General features: G+C 60.0%; 23 protein-coding genes. 11 read left to right on the plus strand and 12 right to left on the minus strand.

Annotation, left to right across the window (positions count from 1 at the left end; all coding sequences use genetic code 11):
- Positions 1-308 precede the first annotated feature (308 nt).
- From CRI93_RS12805 to CRI93_RS12820, 4 genes are all read left to right on the plus strand, one after another.
- Positions 309-935 (plus strand): riboflavin synthase, encoded by a 627-nt coding sequence (locus tag CRI93_RS12805; RefSeq protein ID WP_098063040.1) that lies wholly within the window; start codon positions 309-311, stop codon positions 933-935.
- 111 nt (positions 936-1,046) lie between these two features.
- Positions 1,047-1,718 (plus strand): J domain-containing protein, encoded by a 672-nt coding sequence (locus tag CRI93_RS12810; protein ID WP_098063041.1) that lies wholly within the window; start codon positions 1,047-1,049, stop codon positions 1,716-1,718.
- Between the two features lie 220 nt (positions 1,719-1,938).
- Complete coding sequence (tig, locus tag CRI93_RS12815) at positions 1,939-3,354, plus strand: trigger factor (protein ID WP_098063042.1); 1,416 nt, start codon at positions 1,939-1,941, stop codon at positions 3,352-3,354.
- Positions 3,355-3,549: 195 nt separating this feature from the next.
- Positions 3,550-4,308: an ATP-dependent Clp protease proteolytic subunit gene (locus CRI93_RS12820; RefSeq protein ID WP_098063043.1), complete on the plus strand. Its 759-nt coding sequence runs from the start codon at positions 3,550-3,552 to the stop codon at positions 4,306-4,308.
- 151 nt (positions 4,309-4,459) lie between these two features.
- Here the strand turns inward: CRI93_RS12820 and CRI93_RS12825 are convergent, their stop codons facing one another.
- Positions 4,460-5,230, minus strand: a complete 771-nt coding sequence (locus CRI93_RS12825) for a hypothetical protein (RefSeq protein ID WP_098063044.1) — start codon at positions 5,228-5,230, stop codon at positions 4,460-4,462.
- A 90-nt stretch (positions 5,231-5,320) separates the two neighbouring features.
- Here CRI93_RS12825 and CRI93_RS12830 point away from each other — a divergent pair, with 90 nt between their 5' ends.
- From CRI93_RS12830 to CRI93_RS12840, 3 genes are all read left to right on the plus strand, one after another.
- Positions 5,321-5,545, plus strand: coding sequence for a putative signal transducing protein (locus tag CRI93_RS12830; RefSeq protein ID WP_098063045.1), 225 nt, complete (start codon positions 5,321-5,323; stop codon positions 5,543-5,545).
- A gap of 119 nt (positions 5,546-5,664) precedes the next feature.
- Entirely contained in the window at positions 5,665-6,951 is a 1,287-nt protein-coding gene (locus tag CRI93_RS12835) for an MFS transporter (protein WP_098063046.1), read from the plus strand.
- Positions 6,952-7,045: 94 nt separating this feature from the next.
- Complete coding sequence (locus CRI93_RS12840; protein ID WP_098063047.1) at positions 7,046-7,525, plus strand: hypothetical protein; 480 nt, start codon at positions 7,046-7,048, stop codon at positions 7,523-7,525.
- Between the two features lie 39 nt (positions 7,526-7,564).
- Here CRI93_RS12840 and CRI93_RS12845 read toward each other — a convergent pair whose 3' ends face one another.
- The 5 genes from CRI93_RS12845 to recO form a co-directional block, all read right to left on the minus strand.
- The gene (locus CRI93_RS12845) at positions 7,565-8,371 is read right to left on the minus strand and encodes a helical backbone metal receptor (RefSeq protein ID WP_098063048.1); all 807 of its coding nucleotides are present in this window, start codon (positions 8,369-8,371) and stop codon (positions 7,565-7,567) included.
- A 12-nt stretch (positions 8,372-8,383) separates the two neighbouring features.
- Positions 8,384-8,674 carry a hypothetical protein gene (locus tag CRI93_RS12850; protein ID WP_098063049.1) on the minus strand — a complete coding sequence of 97 codons (291 nt, stop codon included), beginning with the start codon at positions 8,672-8,674 and terminating at the stop codon, positions 8,384-8,386.
- A gap of 21 nt (positions 8,675-8,695) precedes the next feature.
- Positions 8,696-10,162: a UDP-N-acetylmuramate--L-alanine ligase gene (locus CRI93_RS12855; RefSeq protein WP_098063050.1), complete on the minus strand. Its 1,467-nt coding sequence runs from the start codon at positions 10,160-10,162 to the stop codon at positions 8,696-8,698.
- A gap of 50 nt (positions 10,163-10,212) precedes the next feature.
- Positions 10,213-11,370 carry a CNNM domain-containing protein gene (locus CRI93_RS12860; RefSeq protein ID WP_098063051.1) on the minus strand — a complete coding sequence of 386 codons (1,158 nt, stop codon included), beginning with the start codon at positions 11,368-11,370 and terminating at the stop codon, positions 10,213-10,215.
- Positions 11,371-11,537: 167 nt separating this feature from the next.
- On the minus strand, positions 11,538-12,305 hold the full coding sequence (gene recO, locus CRI93_RS12865) for a DNA repair protein RecO (protein ID WP_098063052.1): 768 nt from the start codon (positions 12,303-12,305) through the stop codon (positions 11,538-11,540).
- 106 nt (positions 12,306-12,411) lie between these two features.
- Between recO and CRI93_RS12870 the strand changes: the two genes are divergently transcribed.
- Positions 12,412-12,837, plus strand: a complete 426-nt coding sequence (locus CRI93_RS12870) for a ComEA family DNA-binding protein (protein WP_098063053.1) — start codon at positions 12,412-12,414, stop codon at positions 12,835-12,837.
- Positions 12,838-12,885: 48 nt separating this feature from the next.
- Here CRI93_RS12870 and CRI93_RS12875 read toward each other — a convergent pair whose 3' ends face one another.
- The gene (locus CRI93_RS12875; RefSeq protein ID WP_098063054.1) at positions 12,886-13,251 is read right to left on the minus strand and encodes a hypothetical protein; all 366 of its coding nucleotides are present in this window, start codon (positions 13,249-13,251) and stop codon (positions 12,886-12,888) included.
- A gap of 121 nt (positions 13,252-13,372) precedes the next feature.
- On the opposite strand from CRI93_RS12875, the gene CRI93_RS12880 reads away from it, so the two are divergent.
- The gene (locus CRI93_RS12880) at positions 13,373-14,080 is read left to right on the plus strand and encodes a response regulator transcription factor (RefSeq protein WP_098063055.1); all 708 of its coding nucleotides are present in this window, start codon (positions 13,373-13,375) and stop codon (positions 14,078-14,080) included.
- Positions 14,081-14,151: 71 nt separating this feature from the next.
- Here CRI93_RS12880 and CRI93_RS12885 read toward each other — a convergent pair whose 3' ends face one another.
- The 4 genes from CRI93_RS12885 to CRI93_RS12895 all read right to left on the minus strand — a co-directional run bounded on the left by CRI93_RS12885 (position 14,152) and on the right by CRI93_RS12895 (position 18,107).
- Positions 14,152-14,877: a hypothetical protein gene (locus CRI93_RS12885; RefSeq protein ID WP_098063056.1), complete on the minus strand. Its 726-nt coding sequence runs from the start codon at positions 14,875-14,877 to the stop codon at positions 14,152-14,154.
- 239 nt (positions 14,878-15,116) lie between these two features.
- Positions 15,117-16,433, minus strand: a complete 1,317-nt coding sequence (locus CRI93_RS12890; protein WP_141491707.1) for a sialidase family protein — start codon at positions 16,431-16,433, stop codon at positions 15,117-15,119.
- 96 nt (positions 16,434-16,529) lie between these two features.
- Complete coding sequence (locus CRI93_RS15195) at positions 16,530-17,327, minus strand: hypothetical protein (protein ID WP_141491708.1); 798 nt, start codon at positions 17,325-17,327, stop codon at positions 16,530-16,532.
- A gap of 120 nt (positions 17,328-17,447) precedes the next feature.
- On the minus strand, positions 17,448-18,107 hold the full coding sequence (locus CRI93_RS12895; RefSeq protein WP_176521868.1) for a response regulator transcription factor: 660 nt from the start codon (positions 18,105-18,107) through the stop codon (positions 17,448-17,450).
- 225 nt (positions 18,108-18,332) lie between these two features.
- On the opposite strand from CRI93_RS12895, the gene rlmD reads away from it, so the two are divergent.
- Positions 18,333-19,736: a 23S rRNA (uracil(1939)-C(5))-methyltransferase RlmD gene (gene rlmD / locus CRI93_RS12900; RefSeq protein WP_098063059.1), complete on the plus strand. Its 1,404-nt coding sequence runs from the start codon at positions 18,333-18,335 to the stop codon at positions 19,734-19,736.
- A gap of 78 nt (positions 19,737-19,814) precedes the next feature.
- On the opposite strand, the gene CRI93_RS12905 is transcribed toward rlmD, so the two are convergent.
- Positions 19,815-20,168 carry a four helix bundle protein gene (locus CRI93_RS12905; protein WP_098063119.1) on the minus strand — a complete coding sequence of 118 codons (354 nt, stop codon included), beginning with the start codon at positions 20,166-20,168 and terminating at the stop codon, positions 19,815-19,817.
- Between the two features lie 259 nt (positions 20,169-20,427).
- On the opposite strand from CRI93_RS12905, the gene CRI93_RS12910 reads away from it, so the two are divergent.
- Entirely contained in the window at positions 20,428-21,468 is a 1,041-nt protein-coding gene (locus CRI93_RS12910) for an NAD-dependent epimerase/dehydratase family protein (protein ID WP_098063060.1), read from the plus strand.
- Positions 21,469-21,547 lie beyond the last annotated feature (79 nt).

Genomic DNA, 21,547 nt, shown 5'->3' on the forward strand with positions numbered 1-21,547 from the left:
AAAAGGCGCACGAGCGCCGCGCGAAGAGCCTGTTCCGGTACGGGTTAGATGGGTTGCAACAGATACTGACGACCCCCGAGCGGCAAGACGCCGCCCTCTTCCGCTGTTTGAGCCTGCTTCAACGACCGACGGCTCATCTGCCCTATGGATAATATCCTATGGGTAGGCAATCATTCGCGTTTGAAGAGACACTCAACTTTTGTCATGTACCATGGTGGGCGTCACATCATCGTTGAACCGCCGCTGATCTCTCGATGGCGACAGGCGTAGCATGGGTCCACATTGTTTCGCATCCCCCCAAACGCGTTATGTTTACCGGTATTATCAGAGATGTAGGCCGCATCGAACAGATCGACGACCTGGGCGGTGGGCTCCGCTTCACCATTGCCAGCACGTTTGCCCCCGACCTTGCCGTGGATGAAAGCATTTCCGTAAACGGGGCCTGCCAAACGGTCGTGCAGGCCGATGCCGAAACCTTCGCGGTAGACTCGATTGAGGAAACGCTGCGCAAAACGACGTTCAGCACCCTGTCGGTGGGCGCCCCCGTCAACCTGGAACGTCCGCTGCAGGCCGGGGGACGCCTCGACGGGCATTTCGTGCAAGGCCATGTCGACGCTACCGGCACCATCGAGCAGGTCGAGCGCGAGGGCACCGACTGGCTCTACACGGTGTCGTTTCCGGAGCAGTACCAGCGCTACCTGATTCCGGTGGGCTCCATCACCATTGACGGCATCAGCCTCACGGTGGCGCGCATCGGCACAGGCACGCTCACCGTAGCCATCATCCCACACACGTACGAGCACACCATTGTCTCGGATGCCTGGGTTGAGGGCGCCCCCGTGAACCTGGAATTCGACATGCTCGGCAAGTATGTTGTGGGATTCATGGAGTCCAACGAGTCGGCCCCCAGCACACCGCCAAGCGTGGATCTGTAGCACGCAGGCCCCGTTAAGATTCTGTGGGGAGGCAATGCACAGGGCCTCCTACCTCTTTTCATCGCAGCCCCTGCACTCGGTCCTTCCCGCATCAGGCGTTCCACCCGCCCCATGCCCCGTCGTTCGCCCCGCTTCGTCCCCCCTCCTGAGGATCCGTACCGCGTGCTGGGCGTGCCGCGCGATGCCGATCTGCCCACGATCAAGCAGGCGTTTCGCGAGCGGGCCCTGGAGTGCCATCCCGACCGGGCTGCGGCAGGCGAAGAAGATGCAGCTACCGACGAATTTGTTCGCGTGCGCGCTGCCTTCGACGTACTGAGCGATCCCGAGTTGCGCCACCGCTACGACACCGAGCGCCGTTCGCAGAGCCCGCACCGCTCATCAACTTCTACGCGCCCCCGACAGACCAAGCGGCGCCCTAAGCGCGGCGCATCGCGTGCCGACGCCCGAACGCGCCGCTCGGCTCACCGCCGCAAAGGCGGGCGCTTTGCCACCGCCTGGCGTACCGGCGACACACCCAACGTGTGGGTCGGCCCCATGTCCAATCGCGTACGCGGGCTCTCGCAGCGCCATGACCGGCTGCACCAGCACCACCGGCGGGTGGTGCCAATCAGTGCCGTGGCAGGCGCCGCTCTCTTTGTTGCACAACCCAGCATTATCCACACCAGCATTCCCCTGGTCGGGCTGCTGCTATGCATCGTTATTAGTGCCGCGTGTGGGTTTGCGCTGAGCATGATTCTGGGCGTTGCCCACATGCTCGTGGCGGACTACCACTCCACCGGATAACGCTAACATGTGCTTCTTTGCACACCACTTTCCTACATAGCAGTCGCTCTGCACGCTTTTCACGGGGGTTTTGTGAGATGCAGACGTGCATAGGCCCCGCCGTCCGATCTTTTTGCGGTGCTGCGCATTTCTACCTCTTGCCATTACGTCACCGCCTGCTCTATCATCGTGTGTTCGTGCGGCGGGACATCGTCTTGATCCACCCAGGCATCTGTCATCTATGGAAACGACACTCACCGAGGTATCACCCGTCGAATACGAGCTGGAGGTTACCGCCTCTGCCGACGAACTCAAGGACCGCGTAAAGGCTGCCGTGCGCAAGCAGCGGTCGCAGATGGATATTAAGGGCTTTCGCAAGGGCAAGGTACCTGCGCAGATGGTCAAGAAAATGAGCGGCCCGGCGCTCAGCATGCGTATCGCCGAACAGGTGACGCAAGACGCGTTTGAGGAGGCCTTGAACGAGCGCGACGACATCGAGATGATGGGCCGCCCCCAGATCTCGGAGATCGACTACGAAGTCGACAGCGATCTGCGCACGGTGCTGCGCTTTGGCGTCCGCCCCGACGTGGAGCTGGCCGACCTCTCCAATGAAGAGGTACGCATGCTGGTGCATGAGGTCTCGGACGATGATGTGGAAGAGGAGATCGAGAACATCCGCGAGCAAGAGGCCGATCTGGTGCCCGTTGACGAACCCGCTGGCGACGGCGACTACGTGAGCGTAGACCTGCAGCGCATTGACACGGCAACCGATACGCCCATCATTGGGGAGGGCGATGAAGACGTCACGTTCTTCCTCGATGATGAGCGCTTGCGCGAAGAGCTGCGCGATGCCATCATGGGCACCGAAGCGGGCGATACGGTCCGTGCCACGCTTCCCCCGCCGCCCCACAGCGATGAGGGCGAGGCGCGCACCTTCGACATCACCGTAAACGACGTGAAGCGCCGCGACCTGCCGCCTTTCGACGAGGAGCTGGTGCGCCGCTTCACCGACGGCAATATGGATGACCCGGAGGCCTTCCGGGACGAACTACGCAGCCGCATTGCGCAGTCGTACGAGCAGCAGTCGCGCGAGATGGTGCAGGGCGAGATCGTAGACCGCATGCTGGAGCTGCACACTGTGCCGGTGCCGCCTTCGGTTGTGGAGTCGTTCCTCGACTCGTTCGAGGAAGAGCTGGCCGAAGAGGAGTACGACGGCGACCTGCCCGACGACTTCGACCACACGCACTTCCGCGAGCAGAACCGGGGCGATGCTGAGCGCCAGGCCCGCTGGATGATCATCCGTGACAAGGTGATTGAAGATGCCGACATTGAGGTCACCGACGACGACCTGCGCGACTTCTTCAGCGATCAGATGCAGGGCCAAGAGGACATCAGCGTCGAACAGATTCGCGGGTTCTACCAATCCATGCCCCGCATGATGGAGCAGGTAGACCAGCAGGTTCTGAGCCGCAAGGTCTACGACGAACTGATCGACCGCTTCGACGTGCGCGAACTCGACCTGGAGACGTTCCGCCAGGAGATTCAGGCCGAACACGCCGCCGCGCACGGCCACGAGCATCACGACCATGACCATGATCACGACCACGATCATGGCCCCGCCGAAGAAGACGACGCCCCGTCGTCCATTATTACGTAACGCGTTGCCCAACGATACCGCTGGCAGTGTACCACACGCACAGGCGGTATCGTAACGAAGTGGCATGAAAGCCGGGGCGAGCCTGCACACGCGGGTTCGCCCCGGTGTATGCAGGAACTATCGAAAAGACGCACAGGTTGGCGTGTGCCCATCCGTCTTTCCCATCACTCCGCCTCCTTAACTCTGGCCCCCCCTATGGTTGACGACTTTATCAAGTTCAGCAAAAGCCTCACCTCGCTGCCTTCGAGCATCTACTCCGGCGGTATGGGCGATCAGCCCATGTCGGGTCTGGTGCCAATGGTCGTGGAGCAGACCACCCGTGGCGAGCGCGCCTACGACATCTTCAGCCGCCTGCTGAAAGAGCGCATCGTATTTATTGGTACGCCGATCAACGATCAGGTAGCCAACCTTACGGTGGCGCAGCTGCTTTACCTGGCCAGCGACGACTCCGACCGCGACATCAACCTGTACATCAACTCGCCGGGTGGTGTCATCTACAGCGGCCTGGGTGTGTACGACACCATGCAGTATGTGGATGCGCCCGTGGCCACCATCTGCGTGGGCCTGGCCGCATCCATGGGCTCGGTGCTGCTGGCCGCTGGAGAGGAGGGCCGCCGCGCCTGCCTGCCCAACTCCCGCGTCATGATTCACCAGCCGCTGGGCGGTGCCGAAGGCCAGGCCTCCGACATTGAAATCCAGGCCCGCGAAATCCTCTGGCTCAAGCAGCGCCTCTTCGAAATTCTGGCCGACCACACGGGCCAAGACTTCGACAAGGTACAGAACGACTCCGACCGTAACTACTGGATGAGCGCCGAAGAAGCCGCAGACTACGGCGTCGTTGACAATGTGCTGAAGCAGGACAAGCTCAACGAGATCAAAAAGCAGAGCGAGGGAGCCGACACGCCTACGCTTGACGACGACGCCTCGGACGACAACACCGAAGACGACGCGTAAGCGCTGCGCCGTTCTTTGCGTTGATGCTTATTGCTTTACCTACGGCACCGCCTCGCTCTGAATGAGGCGGTGCTTTTTTTGTTTGAGAAGCCGACTCCACCATCGCGTCGGCCTGTCATATCCCCCCTGAAAAACAGGAGCAACGATTCAACTACGGCGTGTGGATCGTAAGGCGCGCGCCAACTGAAACAAACGCGGTGTTAAATTCTGTTTCGACGCCAATGCGCGTAATGAACGCAATGTGCGCTGTACTTACCACTTGCTCATCGGCGGATGTCGCCTCGTGCAGGGCCGGCGTGCGCACGTAAAGGCGTCCGCCCGCGCTGCGCTGCTTGAACGAGGTGCCCTCGTCAACGAGGTACTCGCCCAGGCGCTGCTGGGTCTGCCGCCAGTAGGCCCCCAGACCCACGCCCCACCCGTTGTGTACGCGCGGGTGCAGCAGGCGACGCTGCACAATGATCTCCGAGTTCCGTGTGAACGCAGGGGCATGCAACCCCGTCACGAAATACGGTCCGGCGACGCGCAGCGTGGCATTCATATCGCCGCCAATGCCGCCGAATCCCAGCGCAAACCGATCGCTCAGATCCACCGACACACCGGGCGCCATGCTCCACAGCCCCAGCGGATTGATCTCGGTAGGCGCGCCCTCGCGCGAGGGGTCGTCCACGAACCGCTCCACCAGGCGCTGCTCGTACGCTTCGGTAATCAGGTAGTAGCTGTTGGCAAACGTAATTGTGTCGATGACATCAGCCAGCCGCACCGATCCAGGGGGACCGGGCGGGGTCTCGTCGCGATCTACGGGCGCGGTGCGCATCATCAGATGCTCACTGCTGGGCTCCGACAGCGCGCATCCGCCTGCAAGTCCGGCCAAGATGATAAGCGCAATCGTCAGGTACGGAGGCGTTCGCTCTTTCAGAATCATAATACGAACGGATGCGGATGATGAGACGTACTAAGAAATGTACACGTCAATATACCCGCCGTCTGCTTCGCCCGCAACCCCCAGTTCCGTATGGCCAAGCTTATCACCGTTGCCCAGTTCAACGTGCCGCACGAGGCGCATTTTGCGCGGATGCAGCTCGAAGCGGCTGAGATTCCGTGCCGCGTCATCCACGAAGATATGACCGGCCTTACCATGTTCTTCTCGTCGCGCGCAGGCGGCGTCAAGGTGCAGGTACCGGCCGGGTTTGAGGACGAAGCCCGCACCCTCCTTGCCGATGTGAACCGCGACGCGTAGCGCCTGCAGCAGCTTGATGCCTGCGCGAAAACAACCGCAGCACTGCTTTGGCCGGAAACTTGCGCGGGTCGTGCCCCGCTATGGAAACGGTGTCTGTTTCCTGATGCTCTTGCCCTGGCATGCCCAACCGCGTCCCCACTCCGCTCATGCAACGCCTGCCCGGCTTCTACGGGTGGACCGTCCTGGCTGCAGCCACCCTGGGCATGGCGGCCACGCTGCCCGGACAAACAGCGGGCGTGTCGCTTTTCATTGACGCGTTTGTGGAGGACCTTGCGCTCTCGCGCACCGCGGTGTCGTGGATGTACACCGTAGCCACGGTCGTGGGCTCGCTGGCGCTGCCATGGATCGGGCGGCAGATGGACCGCATTGGGCCGCGCCGCATGGTGCTATTCGTAGGCGGTGCCTTTGCACTGGCCTGTCTGGGCATGAGCCAGGTGCGCGGATGGATCACGCTCTTCATTGGGTTTCTGCTCCTGCGCGGACTGGGCCAGGGCGCGCTCGGGCTCATCAACAATCATGTGGTGAACCTCTGGTTCGAGCGGCGGCGCGGCATGGCCGTAGGCGTGCTGGGACTGGGCATGGCCGGGGCCACGGCGATCTTTCCGCCGCTCATTGAGCAGATGTTGCAGGCCTACGGATGGGCGCAGTCGTACGTCATCATTGGCGCGCTGCTGGCCGTAGGCGTAGTGCCGCTGCTGGTGCTGCTGTACCGCGCCGAGCCCGAGCGCTTCGGCCTCACGCCCGACACCGCCCTCCCGTCGCTGGGCACCGCCTCGGCCTCCCCCAACGACCCGGTACGCGGACTTACCCTGCCGCAGGCACGCCGCACCCGCACCTTCTGGCTCTTCATTGCAGGCGGCGTATGTGCGGGCGGACTCGGCACCGGACTGCTCTTTCATCACTTCGCGATTCTTGCCGAGGCCGGCGCCGAACGCACCCTGGCGGCGCAGTTCTTCGTTCCGTACGGCGTGCTCACCGCAGTCTTTACGCTGCTCATGGGAACGCTCATCGACCGCGTGTCCCCGCGCTACCTGATGGGGATTCTCATGGCTACATATGCCGCCCTCATGGTCAGCGCTCCGTTCGCCGCTACGCCCGTTTGGGTGTGGGCCTACGGACTCCTCTTCGGCGCCGCGCAGGGCACGCAGAATGCCTTGCTGGGCAGCGCGTTTGCCTACTACTTCGGACGCGCCCACCACGGCAGCGTACGCGGATTTGCCGCCACCATCTTCGTGGCCGGTACCGCATTGGGTCCGGTGCTGCTGGCGCTGGGACCGGATTGGCTGGGCTCGTTCACGCCGGTTTTGTGGGCCAGTGCACCGCTTGCGGTGGCGGTTGGCCTCGTGTCGTGGTGGGCCGAATGGCATCGGTGGGATGCGGAAGATCTGGTTACGTCAATCGCATAATCACGGCACTTGCGCGTGTCGGCACCTCCACGTGTAAGGTGCGTTTCGTAGAATACGGTCGTATCACTGTATGCTCTCCCTACTCCCTACCGCTATGCAAGCTTTTATGGATTCGGTGATTCGCACCCTGGGGCTTGAAGAGATCGACCGCCAGATTGCGGGCTGGATGGACCGCTACGGGCGCTGGCTCTTGCGCATCTCCATTGCCATCGTGTTCATCTGGTTTGGCGGGCTGAAGGTCATCGGCATCAGTCCTGCTGAGGAACTGGTCAAGAACACCGTCTATTTCATGCCCGCTGAACTCTTCTACCCTGTTCTGGCCTGGTGGGAGGTGCTGATCGGCGTTACCCTTCTAATTCGACCACTCAACCGCGTTGCCATCCTGTTGCTCTTCCTGCAGATGCCGGGTACCATGCTGCCGCTGTTTATTCTGCCCGAGGTGTGCTTTACCGCCTTTCCGTTTGGCCTTACGATCGAAGGGCAGTACATCATCAAAAACCTGGTGCTCATCAGCGCCGGACTGGTGGTGGGCGGCAGCGTCCGTGAGCAGAGCAGCACGGCCAAGCGACTGTAGGTATACAGTCTGGGGAGGCCTCACAACGTGCTGACGTGCTCAATCCGCCTCAAGCGTGGCACGCAGCTTGCGGAGATAGGCAGGCGTGTCGAGCAGGCGCGGTCCGTACCATGAAAACAGCTGTCCATCTACAACGTGCACCGGCGTATCGGGGCAGGCCGTGCGAAGGTCCTCTGTGAAGGCGTCTTTCTGATGGAACGGGAACGGCTCGGTGCTGCACAGAATCACATCAAGATTGGCAGCGGCCAGGTCGTCGAGGGTAATCTCGGGGTAGCGCGTGGCATCGGCCCAGGGCGCGGTGAAGCCGCCGTAGCGCATCACGTCATGGATAAACGTGTCGCCACCCACGGTCATATGCGGATCGCGCCAGATGAGATAGGCGGCGCGCAGCGAAGACCACGCGGGCAGCGCCGCGAAGCGCTCGGCAATCGTTGTAGCCATCTGCCGGGCCTCCTTGTCCCGATCCACAAGCTGCCCCACGCGGCGAATCATGGCCGTAGCTTCGTCTACCGTCGATACGTCCGTAACGTACACCGGGGCGTGATCGCTCAGGGCCTGGACATCGGCCCTGGTGTTTTCCTCCTGATTGGCGAGGATGAGGTCGGGCTGCAGGTCGGCAACGCATTCGGTATCCACCTGCTTGGTACCGCCCACGATGGTCTTGGCTTCCCGCCACCCGTCTGGGCGCTCGCAGAAGCGCGTAAGGCCTACGACTTCGTCATCGAGCCCGAGCCCGTGCAGCAGATCGGTCAGGCTCGGTACCAGCGAGATGATGCGGGTGGGTGGCTCCGAAAGGACAATGCGGCGACCCAGGGCGTCGGTGATGTCAACGAAGGGCGCGGGCATAGCGGCATAGATCTACTGAAAGAATGTGGCTCCAAACAGTACGATCCCAGTTACGGCGCTGATGATAGCGATGGTGTTGAGCGTAGGCAAGGGCCGCTGCAGCGAGTGCTGGATGGGATTGCGCACCCCCATGAGTACACCGGCCAGGCCCAGAAAGGCGTCGGAGGCCGCTCCCAGTGCGTTGCCTTCTACATAGCTGCCGTAACTCATGTAGATGAGAAAGAGGCCGAATCCAATCAGCAGCAGGTCAACGATCGAGATCGGCGTATCGTCGCGGACGGCGTCGTTGGAGGTATCAGTCATAGGGTGGCGGGGGATGCGCAGTTAGGAGGATGCAGCGAGGGTATCGAGCAGACGCGTGGACAGTTCGCCAAAGGCGCCGTTGCTCATCGTCACCACCACATCGCCGGGCTGGGCGAGCTGTTGCACACGGCGCAGCGTGTCATCGGGGTCGTCGGCCACGGTGGCGTGCACGCCGCGCTCGCGGATGGTGGCGGCTACGGCGTGGACGTCGAGGCGGTCGTCGGCGCGGTCGTTGTGGCGAAAAGGTGGGGTGCTGAGCACAACCTGATCGGCGGCGTCGAAGGCTTCGGCATAGGCTGTGGCGAAGCGCGCGCGGCGGCTGGTGTTAGAGCGCGGCTCAAAGGCAACGATCAAGCGGCGCTCTGGGTAGGCCGTGCGCAGCCCGCGCAGCGTAGTTTGCACCGCCGTGGGATGATGCGCGAAGTCGTCGATTACGGTAATGTCGTTCACCACACCACGCACCTCCTGACGACGCGCCACTCCTTCGAATGTCTCGAATCCGCGAGCGACCTGCGCACTGTTGCACCCCTCGCTAAACGCAATGAGCGCCACCGCCAGCGCATTCTGCAGGTTATGGCGTCCGTGCAGGGGGAGCGTGTAGGAGCCGCGTTCCAGTCCGCCCATGGTGATGGTAAAGCGCTGTCCTTCGGGCCCGGCCTCGTGGTCGGCGACGGTCACGTCGTTGCTGGGGTCGAGCCCGTAGGTGCGCACCCGTCCGTCGGTGTGGGCGCCCAGGCGCGCCACAGCAGGGTCGTCGCCACAGAGCACGAGCAGTCCATCGCGCGCGCCGAGCGTGCCCACGAAGGCTTCGAACGCCTCGCGGTAGGTATCTTCGTCAGCGAATACATCGGCGTGGTCGAACTCCAGCGATGTTACGATGGCCTTGTCGGGCCGGTAGTGCATAAACTTGGGCCGGTCGTCGAAATAGGCGCTGTTGTATTCATCGCCCTCAATGACAAACGGCTGGTCGGTGCCCAGGTGTGCACTCTGTCCGGTGCTCTGCAGCACGCCACCAATCAGATAGCCGGGGTCGGCTTCGGCGGCACGCAAGGTGTGGGTAAGCAACGAGGTGGTCGTGGTTTTGCCGTGCGTGCCCGTCACGACGATGGAGCGGCGGTTCTCAGTTAGAAACGTATGGCCGAGGGCTTCCGGAAACGACTGCTGCACCAGGCCATGTTCGCGAGCGTACGCGGCTTCAGGATGGGTGGGCGTGCAGGCATTTCCTACAACGGTGAGGTCAGGCGCGGGGTCGAGGTGCGCTGCGTCGTATCCCTCAAGCACCTCAATGCCCCGGTTCTTCAGCTGTGTGCTCATAGGAGGATACGCCGCTTCGTCGCTGCCCCGCACGTCGTATCCAGCCTCGTCGAAGAGCTGCGCCAGCGAGCCCATGCCCGTACCGCAGATGCCAATCAGGTAGACATCGTTGACGGCGTCGGGTGCGGGTACATCGGGACGATTGAACGAGCGCAGATGGGCATCAGGCGGCATGGAGTGCACAGGTAGCAGACAGAGTACAGGCGAACTGGCTACGTACGTCGTTACTCGGCAGAAGACGACGAAGACACATCGGGCGGGGCCACCGTCGGCGATGTTTCCGAGGACGACGACCCATCGGCAGAAGCAATGACATCGGCCTCAGCAGCAGCGTCTTCTGAGAGCATGCCGAGCTTTTTGGCGCGGCGGAACCACTGCTGCCGGGCGAGTGCCTGCATATCCTCGACCGAGTCAGCCTCGTCAACGATCTCCATGCCCAGCAGCGTTTCGACGACATCTTCCATGGTCACGATCCCGGCCACGCCACCGTACTCATCCACCACGAGTGCGATGTGCTCCAGGCGGTCGAGCAGGCGCTCCAGCAGGTCGGGCAGCGGCAGGGTCGGCTGCACCACGAGCATCTCGCGGGCAAGCTCCGAGAGCGGGACTTCAAGTTCTTCCTGAGCAGCGCGCAGCAGCAGCTCATCTTTGAGCACGTAGCCGGTCACATCGTCACGATTCTCGCCATACACCGGAATGCGCGAGAAGCGAAAGGCATCGTGCTCGTTGACGACATCGCCGATGGTTTCCGTTTCGGGCAGATCAAAGATGACGGTGCGCGGCGTCATGACGTCTTTCACGCGCAGCGAGTTGAAGCGGAACAGATTGCGCAGGATGTGCGATTCTTTTTCCTCAAAGACGCCTTCCTCCTCGCCCAACTCAGCCATGGCCGTAAACTCTTCGCGGCTAAAGGAGCTCTGCTCTTCGCCGTTGGACAGCAGATACGAAAGGCCCTGCGACAGCTTCACGAACGGCCACATGGCCAGAATAGTAGGGCGCAAGATGCGCACCACCGCCGGCGCCAGGCTGCGCCAGTAGCCCGCACCCAGCGTCTTGGGGATGATCTCCGAAAACACCAGAATCATGAGTGTAAGCACCGCCGAAATGACACCCACATAGGCATCACCAAACACGACGGTAGCCTGTGCGCCTGCCCCAGCAGCTCCCACCGTGTGCGCCACCGTATTCAGACTCAAGATGGCTGCCAGCGGACGGTCAATGTCTTCTTTGTAGCTCTTGAGCTGCTCACCGAGAGCGGCACTGCCATCACGCTCCAGCGCAGCCACATACGACGGTGTGATGCTCAGCAGCACCGCCTCCATGATCGAGCATAAAAATGAGACTCCAATGGCCAGCGTAACATATAAGAGTAATAGACCCATGCAACGAGCGCGGCTTGGCAGACGCTGAACGCATGTGCATTATAGCAGCACGCGCTTGCATCCACAAGCAACGACACACGGTTGTGAAGGAGGTAACGAGGGGTGAATAGCAAGAATGCGCTGCCGTCGATGCAGTTTCTACAGGTTGGTGGATACAACGCCTGTTCTCACGAGGCCGCAACGTCTCGCAACTGAGCGAGCACCGTGCGGCAGCGATCAGGAATGCTTTCGTCAAAGTGGTGGCGCAGGTACGCATCGACCAGTTCTTGCACGGTACGATGTACCTCGGGCTCCATGTGCATGCGTCGGACTGCGCTGAGGCGGGCCCGTGCGATGACGGCGTAGGCACGGAGCGCCGTGCGCGAGGCCTTGCGTGCAGTGCTGGGGCGTGCGTCGATGGGATACACACCGCCGTCAGCCAACGAGAGCCACCCGACCTCGTCAATGGCCTCAACGCGGTCGCGTCGTATGGCCGGGGCCACCCCCAGCGCCTCGGCCAATCGTAGCTGAAAAAACGGCCACAGGACGCGGGGGCGCTCCTCCTCGGCGTCCAACCGGTGCAGCACGGCCACAAGTAGTTCAAAGATAGAAGGTTGCGGATTTTCATCGCTGAGCAGCGCATCAGTAAGCTCAACCATGCGCAGCCCCAGTGTAATTTTCAGCAGGTCGTCGCTCAGTGTGCGGTAGGTGGACACGTGGCTGCTTTCGCTTAGCATCTGCAGACTGCGTGTCGGTTTGTAGTAGAACACCACCTGCGTGTGGGCCATGGGCTGCAAGGTGGCTCCGAACTTGCTTTTTGTTCGGCGCGCGCCCTTGGCCAGTACGGCTATCTTGCCACGCTCACGCGTGAGCAGCGTCACAATGCGGCTGCTTTCGCTGTAGTCAAGCCCCCGCAAGACCACTGCCTCGGTGCGAACAATATCGCGCTGCGCCATAGCCGACGATAGTCAGTACAAACGGAAAAACGAGTGCAACGTTACGATTTGGGGCCGATTGGGGTCTGCTTTCCCCATGTAGCGTATCCGCAATAGCCTTTGTCTTATGCGCTGGCTCTACCGATGGCAACGCCATGTCGCCCTGACCTCGCTCGAAACTGCTGTGCTGCTCGGACTCGTTAGCCTGCTGATGCTGGGGGTCGGGGTTCAGCACTGGCAGATGCACCAGATTCCGCCCCTCTCTGAGCAACTACACACCGGCCCCGAGGCCCTGCCCGATTCGCTGCTCAACGCAGCCCAGACCGCGTCTCCGATTGCGGCCCCTAATGCACCCATCAACGTGAATACCGCCAACGCTGAGACGCTGCAGGACCTCTCGGGCATTGGCCCCGCCCTTTCGCAACGCATCATCGACTACCGAACGGCCCACGGCCCGTTTCAGTCGGTTGATGGGCTGCGGGCAGTGTCTGGCATTGGCCCCAAAACAGTGGAGGACATCGCAGATCGCGTCGTGCTATCCGATGGCGAGTAGCGCGCCGTGGTATCCCCCCAGTGTGTCGATTTATTCTGCAATCTGGTGCTACAGCTCGGAGCGGGCCGGCTTGTCTTCAGAGGCCGACTCCTCGTCTCGTTCTTCCTCCTCTTGCTCTTCGATCCGCCGGGCCACCGCTTCGGGCGTCCACTGCTTGCTGACTTCCTGCTCCCGATCCAGAAATCGCCAGATGGGGACAAGCAGGGCCGCTGCCAGTGAAAAGAAGATCAGCAGCGTGGGGATTGTAATAAGCCAGAACTGGGCATCCATAATAGCAACGGCATGCAAGATGAGGCAGGCAACGAGCACCAGTGTCCGTTCGTAGTAACGCCAGAGCTGGCGCGGCGTTCGACCGGCTGCATAGTACGACGAGCATAGCCCCCAAAGCACGCCCCGAACATGCCGTGCGAACATGCGCTCGTGCTATTGATTGATACATTCGGTTGCGCGCTCTGGCCCTCGTGCTCCCATGCTTCTTGGATGCCCATATGGCCCGCGCTTCCCCAACCATGTCGTACCCTAACGTTTCAGCCCCATGCTTGACTCGTCTCCCCCCTCGGCCACGCGCCTCCTCATTGTTGAAGACGACCCGGAAGTAGGCACCGGCCTCGAAGAGTTTTTTACGCTCAAGGGATACCACGTCTCTCGCGTAGACGACGGCAAACAGGGCCTGCAAGAGATCACTTCGCTGCCGCCCTACGACCTGGTCATCCTGGACGTGATGCTCCCGCACAAGAGCGGGTTTGAGATCCTGCGCGAAGCGCGCCAGTCTGGCGTTGACTCGCCCGTCATCATGCTCACCGTAAAGGCCAGCGAAGACGATAAGCTACGCGGCTTTAAACTCGGAGCCGACGACTACGTGACCAAGCCGTTCGACGCCGAAGAGCTTGCTGCCCGCGTGCAGGCTGTGCTCGAACGCAGCCACCAGGACGGGGAGGCCGACGATAGCTTCAGCTTCGGGGATGTTGAAGTCGAGTTTTCCAGCGAAACCGCCCAGCGCAATGGCGAGACAATTGAGTTTACAACGCTGGAGTTTGACATCCTGGAGTACTTCATCGAGCACCGCGGACGGACCGTGAGCCGCAAGCAGCTCCTGCGGGATGTGTGGGGCATCAGTGGCGACATCACCACGCGCACAATCGACCGGCACGTGGCGTCACTCCGCAAAAAGATCGAGCCTGATCCCACCGATCCCACCTACATCGAGACGGTGTACGGCATCGGGTATAAGTTCTCGGTGTAGTGTACAACCGCCGGAAACAACAGTAGGGACACGGCGCGCCGTGTCCCTACGGACCGACACACGAACGCTTGCTACCGCCCCATGCCAAAGACGCCGCCCCGGATCATCCAACTGAACTGGTTGCCGGGACGATCGGGAAATTCGCCAGGCGTGGCGGCGAAGTCGCCCTCAATCGTTAGCGGCGTTTCCAGCGGAGTAATGGTGGCGGGCGGCGGCTCGGGCATTTCACTCGGGCGTACACTCGTCGGCGGGTTGTTACCCAGCGAGTCAACAAACGCCTCAATGTCTGCAATGGCTACGCTGATCTCGGTTGCTGACTCCACTGTAAACGTCCCGACAACCCCGTCTTCGCTGGCCTGCTCTACGGTGAGCGTGCCATCTGTTGGCGTGTACGAGTGAATCGAGTCGGCCGTTGTTCGCGTGTAGCTGGTCGTAAGCCGATCGTCAAAGAAGAAGCCCGGTTGGCGGCAGTCCGACGGATCCTCGCATGGCAGGTCGAAGCCGAGGTCGTACGAGCCCTCTCCAAGCGGCTCCTCACCGATGTGGGTAAACGAAAGCGAGTGAGACGCGCCGGTGTCGTCCTCCCCAAATAGTTGGACGGCGGTCAGGGTGTAGCCGGTATCGCCAATCGGGAGGAAGAACGCCGCTTCGTCGGAGAAGGCGTCGTTGCCGCCGAGCGCAGCGTTGCCCTCAATCGCTGTGTTCAGCGGCGCGCCGATTTCCATCTCAGCGTAGGGATCGGGCATCTCCTCGCCCGATTCGACCGAGTCGCAACCGGTGATGGCAAGTGCTGCCATAAATAAAACGAGAGCACAGCGTGTTGGAGTAAGATATCGCATGGCAAGTTATTGGCTGGTTGTCTGTCGAGATATGTATATGCTCATCCGTCATAGCTCAGACTGATCTACGACAGATAAAGCAGAATTCTTTACGTTCATTGCATACTTTAGGAAGCACCTATTTGTTTTTCAAGAAGGCATTGCTCGCACTTTCCCATTCACACACCATCGTAACACCTGCTGCAACGCCGCGCCTTTTATTCCACTGTTCCTCGGCTGTAGTAGATACCTTCTGGATCACGGTCAATCATACGAAGAGACACATGAACATCTCCGGTTTCGTCTGTGGTTAATCCGATATGTTGTGATGCCCCATCGGCGTCGAGCAAGTTTTCAGTGGAAGTCCACGTTTCACCACTTCCACGGAGATAGAAAGCGGGGAAGGAGGTGGTGCTGAATCCACTTTTCTGGAAGACGAGATTTGCGGCACCAGTTCCATCAATGGCAACAGAGGAAAAGGTAAGAAACCCATCGATGGAAAAAGAGGGGGTAAGATTTTTAGCCTCCGTCCATTCCGTACCGCCGTTCGGCGAACAGCTCCCGAATATCGCATCAGCACTCAAGTCTCCGTTCAGGCTCTTAGCCCAGACAATGTACAATTGGTCGTTGGTGCCGTAGCGGATAAAAGGGGTTTGTGCAGGCTCGCTGTATCCTGAACGGTCTACCAGCACGCCCTCCGACCATGTTTGCCCGTTATCTTCAGAATGTGTCACAAACACGCTATTCCGATCTCGCTCTTCTCGGGTCGTATCAGGGGCCAGGTAGGTGACAGAAAGAACCCCTGTTTCGCTAAACGCGATATCAGGACCAAATCCGCCTCCCTGCCCTCCAATTGGTGTTTTACCACCCGTCCACCCCGATGTATTCCGAACAAAGTGCCGGATTTGAGGAGGCGTTTCTTCATTTTCCTGGGAGGTTAGCACGATATGAGGGTGTCCCTCATCATCAAAAGCAAAACTGCGTGGTGCAGCAAAGAAGTCATCGCTGCGCGAAGCGAACACTTCTTCGGCAGGCTGCCAGGTCTGGCCGCCATCGGTGCTCTGGGTGTAGTACACAGCATCTGGTACAACGTCGGGGCGCGGAGTGGCATCCTGCAGTCGTTCTCCCCACATGAGATGAAGCGTACCATCGGGTCCTGCTGCAAGCGTGGGATTCATGGAAGGCGTATCGCTCTGTGACAGGTTAACCGGCTCTGTCCATCCTGACGCCGTACGTCGTACGACATACACGTCTTGTATTGTCACGAACGTTCCAGTCGTATCTACCTGATGAAATGCGATGACCGGTTCGCCATCGTGGATGGCTACATCAGCATGAGTGGCAATACCGTCCACATCGACAGGCACCTGCTCCGGGGTTTCCCACGTCACGGACGAGGATAGCGCGTCGCCCTCACAAGCAACCGGATCAGGCTCTGGGGGCTCTGTGGTCGTATCACATCCGATGAGTAAAACCACCAGTGCCAGCTTTATCGCTACGCGCCCGACCAGATATGAAATAGATTGCGGAGTCATGGCGTTCAGTTGTTATATGAATGTATGCAAGAAAATGATAAACAAATGGCCGGGGACTTGGCGAGAGAATGCCATGTCCCCGGCTAACTTGCACCGCTAAAACGACCACGTGTATTCCCAAGCGCCAGACCAGTCTTGAATTCTTACGTACCCATTTGGGTAATCCGCGCTCTCGTCGTATACGAGATGGTTCCCTCTCTGACTATACCACGTATTTGTTTGGTAATTGAGAGTAGCAGAAACTCCTGCAAAGCGGCCGTCGAAACTGTAATCGTAGCCTATGTATGCAGGGAAAAAGTCAACATAGGACGATCCAATTACGTCCAAGTAAGAGACATTTTTGGTGGTTCTGGTATTGGACCCCATCCATACGCGTGAAAGAAAAGAGTTAGGATCGACATACGATCCTAAGTATGCTGTCCAACCGCCCGAAGTTGGAGCACTGGAGTGCTCAACAGCAGGCACCGTGTTATCTGGATCTACCTGGGCGTCAAAATCCACCGTGCTGGCATCAACCGCTTGGTCTCGAATGTCCTGTGACGGTTCAGCTTCAGTTCCTACACTTTGATCCTGAAGCTGTATGTCTGGGCGTGTAGAAGGGACTTTGTATCCATCAGGAGCTCGTGACTGGACCTGATTTGTAATGTCTTCGGGGACAGCGTACTGATCTGTCGAGTACACACCTGACTCCAGATCAAGCGGAAGCCCAAAGGCATTCAGGCGCTTGTCCTGCATATCATCGGTAGACTCAACAGAGCGTTCTGGAGCCGGGATCTGGTCATTCCCTTCCTCTACCTCAACGGGAGCTTCTTGATCACATCCAGTTAGTCCCCCAAGCACCAGGGTACATGCAATCACCAATGCGAATGAACGTCGTATCGATTGGATAATCATCACTTTTCAAGGTATCCGACGAGAAGTATCTGACTATAATGCATTGTTCATTACCAGCTTCATGGCTTCTTGTTATCTATCGATCGATACAATTTTTATGTGACGACCGATACATTTTTACTATCCGCCTGTCTTCTGCAAGCGCAGCCAGGTCGGCACGTCGTGGTCATATCCCCATACAATGAGCTTGAGCCGAGAAGACATATCCAGCTTCTGAAGGATGTGGTGTACATGGTTTTTGACTGTGCCCGTGCTCACGTGCAGCGCCTCAGCAATCTCAGGATTGGCCTGCCCCCGCATGACAGCAGCCAGCACCTCGCATTCGCGGGGCGTCAGTTGACGTAACTGGTGATGCACTGAGGTCTGCCCAGGCAGTAGTTGCCTCGATAGGTGCGGGCTGATCCATCCGTCTTGACCAGCCGCTGCACCGCGCAGGGCTTCGAGCACGAATGCGGGTGCATCGGATGTCATCAGACACCCTGCGGCACCAGCATCGAACATCGAGTCGGCCATCCACGGCTGGAGAATTTGGCTCAGCACCACGACACGCGTCTTCAGATCGCTCGACGCAATTGATCTTACGATCGTGGTGGTTGGCGGCTTTTCAAATGAGGCTCCAATGACCGCGACATCCGGTGATGCCTTGCGTACGTCCTGCAGAGCTGTCTTTCCGCAATCAGTAGCATCGACCGTCTGAAAGTCGGCCACGTGGTCGAGCCATGTGTGGAGCACTGTCCCCACGAGTAGGTGGGGAACGGCAATGAGAATGCGAATGGGCATTGGATCGTTGCCAAAACGGGAAACGCACGAACTGGATGGGCTTTGCTGTGCATTCACATGGTAATACGCCGTGTTCGAGCACGCAACCGTTGGTTGTAACAGATTGCTACGAGCACACCATCGTAACACCTGCTGCAACGCCGCGCCCGGAGCATGCGTACAGGGCGTCTGCATCGGGTGCACGTTTCGCATCTGTTTTCTTGCTCAATAGCACGCTTTCAGCCTATGGCTTCGGTATCGCACGGCGATCTTCTGACCCTCGACATTGAAAAGTTTGCCGACAAGGGCGCTTCGCTGGCCCGCGTTGACGGCTACGTGATCTTTGTGGAGGATGCGGTGCCAGGCGACCGGGTGAAGGCGTACGTCTACCAGGCCAAGTCCAGCTTCGCCAAGGCCAAGCTCGACACGCTCATCGAGCCCAGCATCCTGCGCACCGAGCCCCGATGCCGCTACGCCGACACCTGTGGCGGATGCGCGCGCCAGCATGTGACATACGAGGCGCAGTTGGAGGCCAAGCAGCAGTCCGTGCAGGAAGCCTTTGCGCATCACAGCGATTTTTCGGATGTCGAGGTGCCGCCCGTTATCGGGATGGAGGAGCCGTTCTACTACCGCAACAAAATGGACTTCGACTTCAGCGCCGACCGCTGGCTCACCCGCGATGAAATCGACTCCGGGCAGGACTTCGACACCGACTTTGCGCTGGGGATGCACGCGCCCGGTCACTTCGACAAGGTCCTCGACCTGCACGAATGCCACCTGCAATCGGACATGAGCGCGCGCCTCGTGAATGGCGTCCGCGACTTTGTGAAGGAGCAGGGCTGGGCGCCGTGGGACATCCGGAAGCAGAAGGGCTACCTGCGGCATCTCGTGATTCGCGAGGGTAAGCGCACGGGCGATCTCATGGTGAACCTCGTGACCTACGGGCGCAATGCCGAGCGCCGCGATGCCTTTGCCGACTTCTTGCAGCGCGAATTTCCGGAGGTTACGACGTTTGTGGATACGGACCACACCGGCAAATCCCATAACGTAGAGGGCGATACGCAGACCGTCTTCGGCCCCGGCACCATCGACGACATCATCGGCGACTATCGCTTCACGATCAGTCCGCAGTCGTTCTTCCAGACGAACACGCAGCAGGCCGAGCGCCTCTACCAGATTGCGCACGACTTTGCTGATCTGCAGCCCACCGACACCGTGTACGACCTGTACTGCGGCGCAGGAACCATCTCGCTCTTCCTGTCGGATGCCGTGGATCAGGTCGTCGGCGTGGAGCTCATCGAGGAGGCCGTGGAAGATGCCCGCGCCAACGCCGCCCAGAACGACGTATCCAACTGCACCTTCGAGGCAGGCGACCTGAAGACGGTCTTCACGGACGACTTCGTGGATACGCATGGCACGCCTGATGTCCTCATTGTGGATCCGCCGCGCAACGGCATGCACAAGAAGGTGACCGCCCAAATCAAAGCGCTGCGTCCCGAGCGCTTCGTGTACGTAAGCTGCAACCCACAGACGCAGGTGCGCGACCTCGACCGCCTGCGCGATGTGTACCAGATTGAGGCGGTGCAGCCCGTCGATATGTTTCCGCATACGCCGCATATTGAGAACGTGGTATCACTGCGAGCGATCTGATTTTGGACGTTCGATTGGGGATTTGCGATTGGGGATTTTGGATTGCTCTGTTGTGTGGGGTTCTCTTTACTCGGAGGCTTACTGATTCTTGCGAAGCGTTTTGATGGAGGCAACAGTCATCGCCACGATTTCGTCGCCCTCTTGCATCAGGTCGGTTATTCGGTGCTCTGGGACCAGCCCTGAATCGATAAGAAGCTCCATCCAATACAGGCACTCATCGGCCTCTTCTTCGACGATGGCGAGCTTTGCAATGACATCGGCACGTGACTTCCCTCTGCACGCCGCGCGATAGTTTGCACCAACCGACGTGCCCGAACGTAGCAGTTGACGCCCGATGACGGACGCGAGTCGCCCTCGCGGAAGTGACTCTGTTAGCCGAATGATGCGAAGCGCGTACTGCTTGGTACGGTCCTTAAATGCTTGCTCAGTCATCCTTGAATGGGAATCCGAGAGCTGAAAATCCTGCGCCTGTAGCCGTTGCAACGCCGGCTTGTCTGTATAGACCGCGCAGCAGCCCAAGCGTAACGTGCAATTTTACAGACTACCATTCGCCATCGAGATCCCCCCATCCTCAAGCGATTCCCTCCAATGGAACCCAATCGAAAATCGCAAATCCAAAATCGCAAATTCAAAACCGCCGATTAACGGAATAGCCCCACCGCCATCCTCCATCTTCCCCCCACCACTCTCCATGCCCCCCAATCCAAAATCGCAAATCCAAAATCGCAAATCGAAGACGGCGTTCGTAACCGGGGGCACCGGCTTTGTGGGCAGCCATCTGGTCGAGGCGCTGCTGGAGCGCGGGTATGGAGAGGTGCGGTGTCTGGTACGCGACCGGCAAAAGTGGTTGGGGCCGCTCGATATTACGCCGGTGCGGGGCGATCTGACCGATGTGGAGGCGCTCTGGAAAGGGCTGCAGGGCGTCGATGAGGTGTACCATGTCGCCGGCATCACACGGGCGCAGGACTGGGATACGTTCTATCAAGCCAACGTCCGCGGCACGCTCAACCTGCTCGGGGCCGTTAAGCAGGTGGCCTCCGATGTGGACCGCGTGCTCATCACCAGCAGTCTGGCGGCTGTGGGACGCGGCGCCGATGGCGTAGCTACGGAGACCGACCCGCTACAGCCAGTGAGCCGCTACGGACGCAGCAAGGCCGAGATGGAAGAGGCGCTCCGCAGCACGCACCAGATGCCAACGTCGTACTGGGACGAGCTGCCCATCACCGTGGTGCGTCCGCCTGCGGTGTATGGCCCGCGCGACCGCGACATCCTCACGTTCTTTCAGGCGGTGAACAGCCACGTGTGCCCTGTGGTAGGCGGCGGCAGCGATCCGGCGGTGAGCCTGGTGCACGTACGCGACCTGGCTCAGGGCATGATTCAGTGCGCTACGACGCCTCAAGCATTGCACGAGGTCTTCTTTCTGGGCAGCACGCGCCCATACGCCTGGAACGAGGTCAAAAAAGCCTCCACCGCAGCGCTCGACACATGGGCGGTTACCCTGCCGGTGCCCACGTTCATGGTTGGTGCCGTAGGCGCCGCATCCGAACTATGGGGCAAAATCTCCGGGTCGTATCCGGCCTTAAACCGCGAAAAGGCCCGCGAAATCCGCCACGCTGCCACCATGTGCAGCAGCGAGAAAGCGAGGCGCATGGTCGGATACGAACCTGCCATCGCACTCGACGAAGGGGTTGCCGAAACCATCGCCTGGTATCGCGAACAGGAATGGCTGTAGAGGGATGCAGAGGGGCTCCCTCCGCCCGAGATCGTGTAAAGGCTGTTACAGGCGCCTCGGCCCGGAACGGAGGCCATGC

This window comes from Longimonas halophila, from assembly GCF_002554705.1.
GTDB lineage: Bacteria > Bacteroidota > Rhodothermia > Rhodothermales > Salinibacteraceae > Longimonas > Longimonas halophila.

Coding starts and splice junctions, on each gene's coding strand:
- CRI93_RS12805 (WP_098063040.1), top strand. CDS start 309: ATGTTTACCGGTATTATCAGAGATGTAGGCCGCATCGAACAGATCGAC.
- CRI93_RS12810 (WP_098063041.1), top strand. CDS start 1,047: ATGCCCCGTCGTTCGCCCCGCTTCGTCCCCCCTCCTGAGGATCCGTAC.
- tig (WP_098063042.1), top strand. CDS start 1,939: ATGGAAACGACACTCACCGAGGTATCACCCGTCGAATACGAGCTGGAG.
- CRI93_RS12820 (WP_098063043.1), top strand. CDS start 3,550: ATGGTTGACGACTTTATCAAGTTCAGCAAAAGCCTCACCTCGCTGCCT.
- CRI93_RS12825 (WP_098063044.1), bottom strand. CDS start 5,230: ATGATTCTGAAAGAGCGAACGCCTCCGTACCTGACGATTGCGCTTATC.
- CRI93_RS12830 (WP_098063045.1), top strand. CDS start 5,321: ATGGCCAAGCTTATCACCGTTGCCCAGTTCAACGTGCCGCACGAGGCG.
- CRI93_RS12835 (WP_098063046.1), top strand. CDS start 5,665: ATGCCCAACCGCGTCCCCACTCCGCTCATGCAACGCCTGCCCGGCTTC.
- CRI93_RS12840 (WP_098063047.1), top strand. CDS start 7,046: ATGCAAGCTTTTATGGATTCGGTGATTCGCACCCTGGGGCTTGAAGAG.
- CRI93_RS12845 (WP_098063048.1), bottom strand. CDS start 8,371: ATGCCCGCGCCCTTCGTTGACATCACCGACGCCCTGGGTCGCCGCATT.
- CRI93_RS12850 (WP_098063049.1), bottom strand. CDS start 8,674: ATGACTGATACCTCCAACGACGCCGTCCGCGACGATACGCCGATCTCG.
- CRI93_RS12855 (WP_098063050.1), bottom strand. CDS start 10,162: ATGCCGCCTGATGCCCATCTGCGCTCGTTCAATCGTCCCGATGTACCC.
- CRI93_RS12860 (WP_098063051.1), bottom strand. CDS start 11,370: ATGGGTCTATTACTCTTATATGTTACGCTGGCCATTGGAGTCTCATTT.
- recO (WP_098063052.1), bottom strand. CDS start 12,305: ATGGCGCAGCGCGATATTGTTCGCACCGAGGCAGTGGTCTTGCGGGGG.
- CRI93_RS12870 (WP_098063053.1), top strand. CDS start 12,412: ATGCGCTGGCTCTACCGATGGCAACGCCATGTCGCCCTGACCTCGCTC.
- CRI93_RS12875 (WP_098063054.1), bottom strand. CDS start 13,251: ATGTTCGCACGGCATGTTCGGGGCGTGCTTTGGGGGCTATGCTCGTCG.
- CRI93_RS12880 (WP_098063055.1), top strand. CDS start 13,373: ATGCTTGACTCGTCTCCCCCCTCGGCCACGCGCCTCCTCATTGTTGAA.
- CRI93_RS12885 (WP_098063056.1), bottom strand. CDS start 14,877: ATGGCAGCACTTGCCATCACCGGTTGCGACTCGGTCGAATCGGGCGAG.
- CRI93_RS12890 (WP_141491707.1), bottom strand. CDS start 16,433: ATGACTCCGCAATCTATTTCATATCTGGTCGGGCGCGTAGCGATAAAG.
- CRI93_RS15195 (WP_141491708.1), bottom strand. CDS start 17,327: ATGATTATCCAATCGATACGACGTTCATTCGCATTGGTGATTGCATGT.
- CRI93_RS12895 (WP_176521868.1), bottom strand. CDS start 18,107: ATGCCCATTCGCATTCTCATTGCCGTTCCCCACCTACTCGTGGGGACA.
- rlmD (WP_098063059.1), top strand. CDS start 18,333: ATGGCTTCGGTATCGCACGGCGATCTTCTGACCCTCGACATTGAAAAG.
- CRI93_RS12905 (WP_098063119.1), bottom strand. CDS start 20,168: ATGACTGAGCAAGCATTTAAGGACCGTACCAAGCAGTACGCGCTTCGC.
- CRI93_RS12910 (WP_098063060.1), top strand. CDS start 20,428: ATGCCCCCCAATCCAAAATCGCAAATCCAAAATCGCAAATCGAAGACG.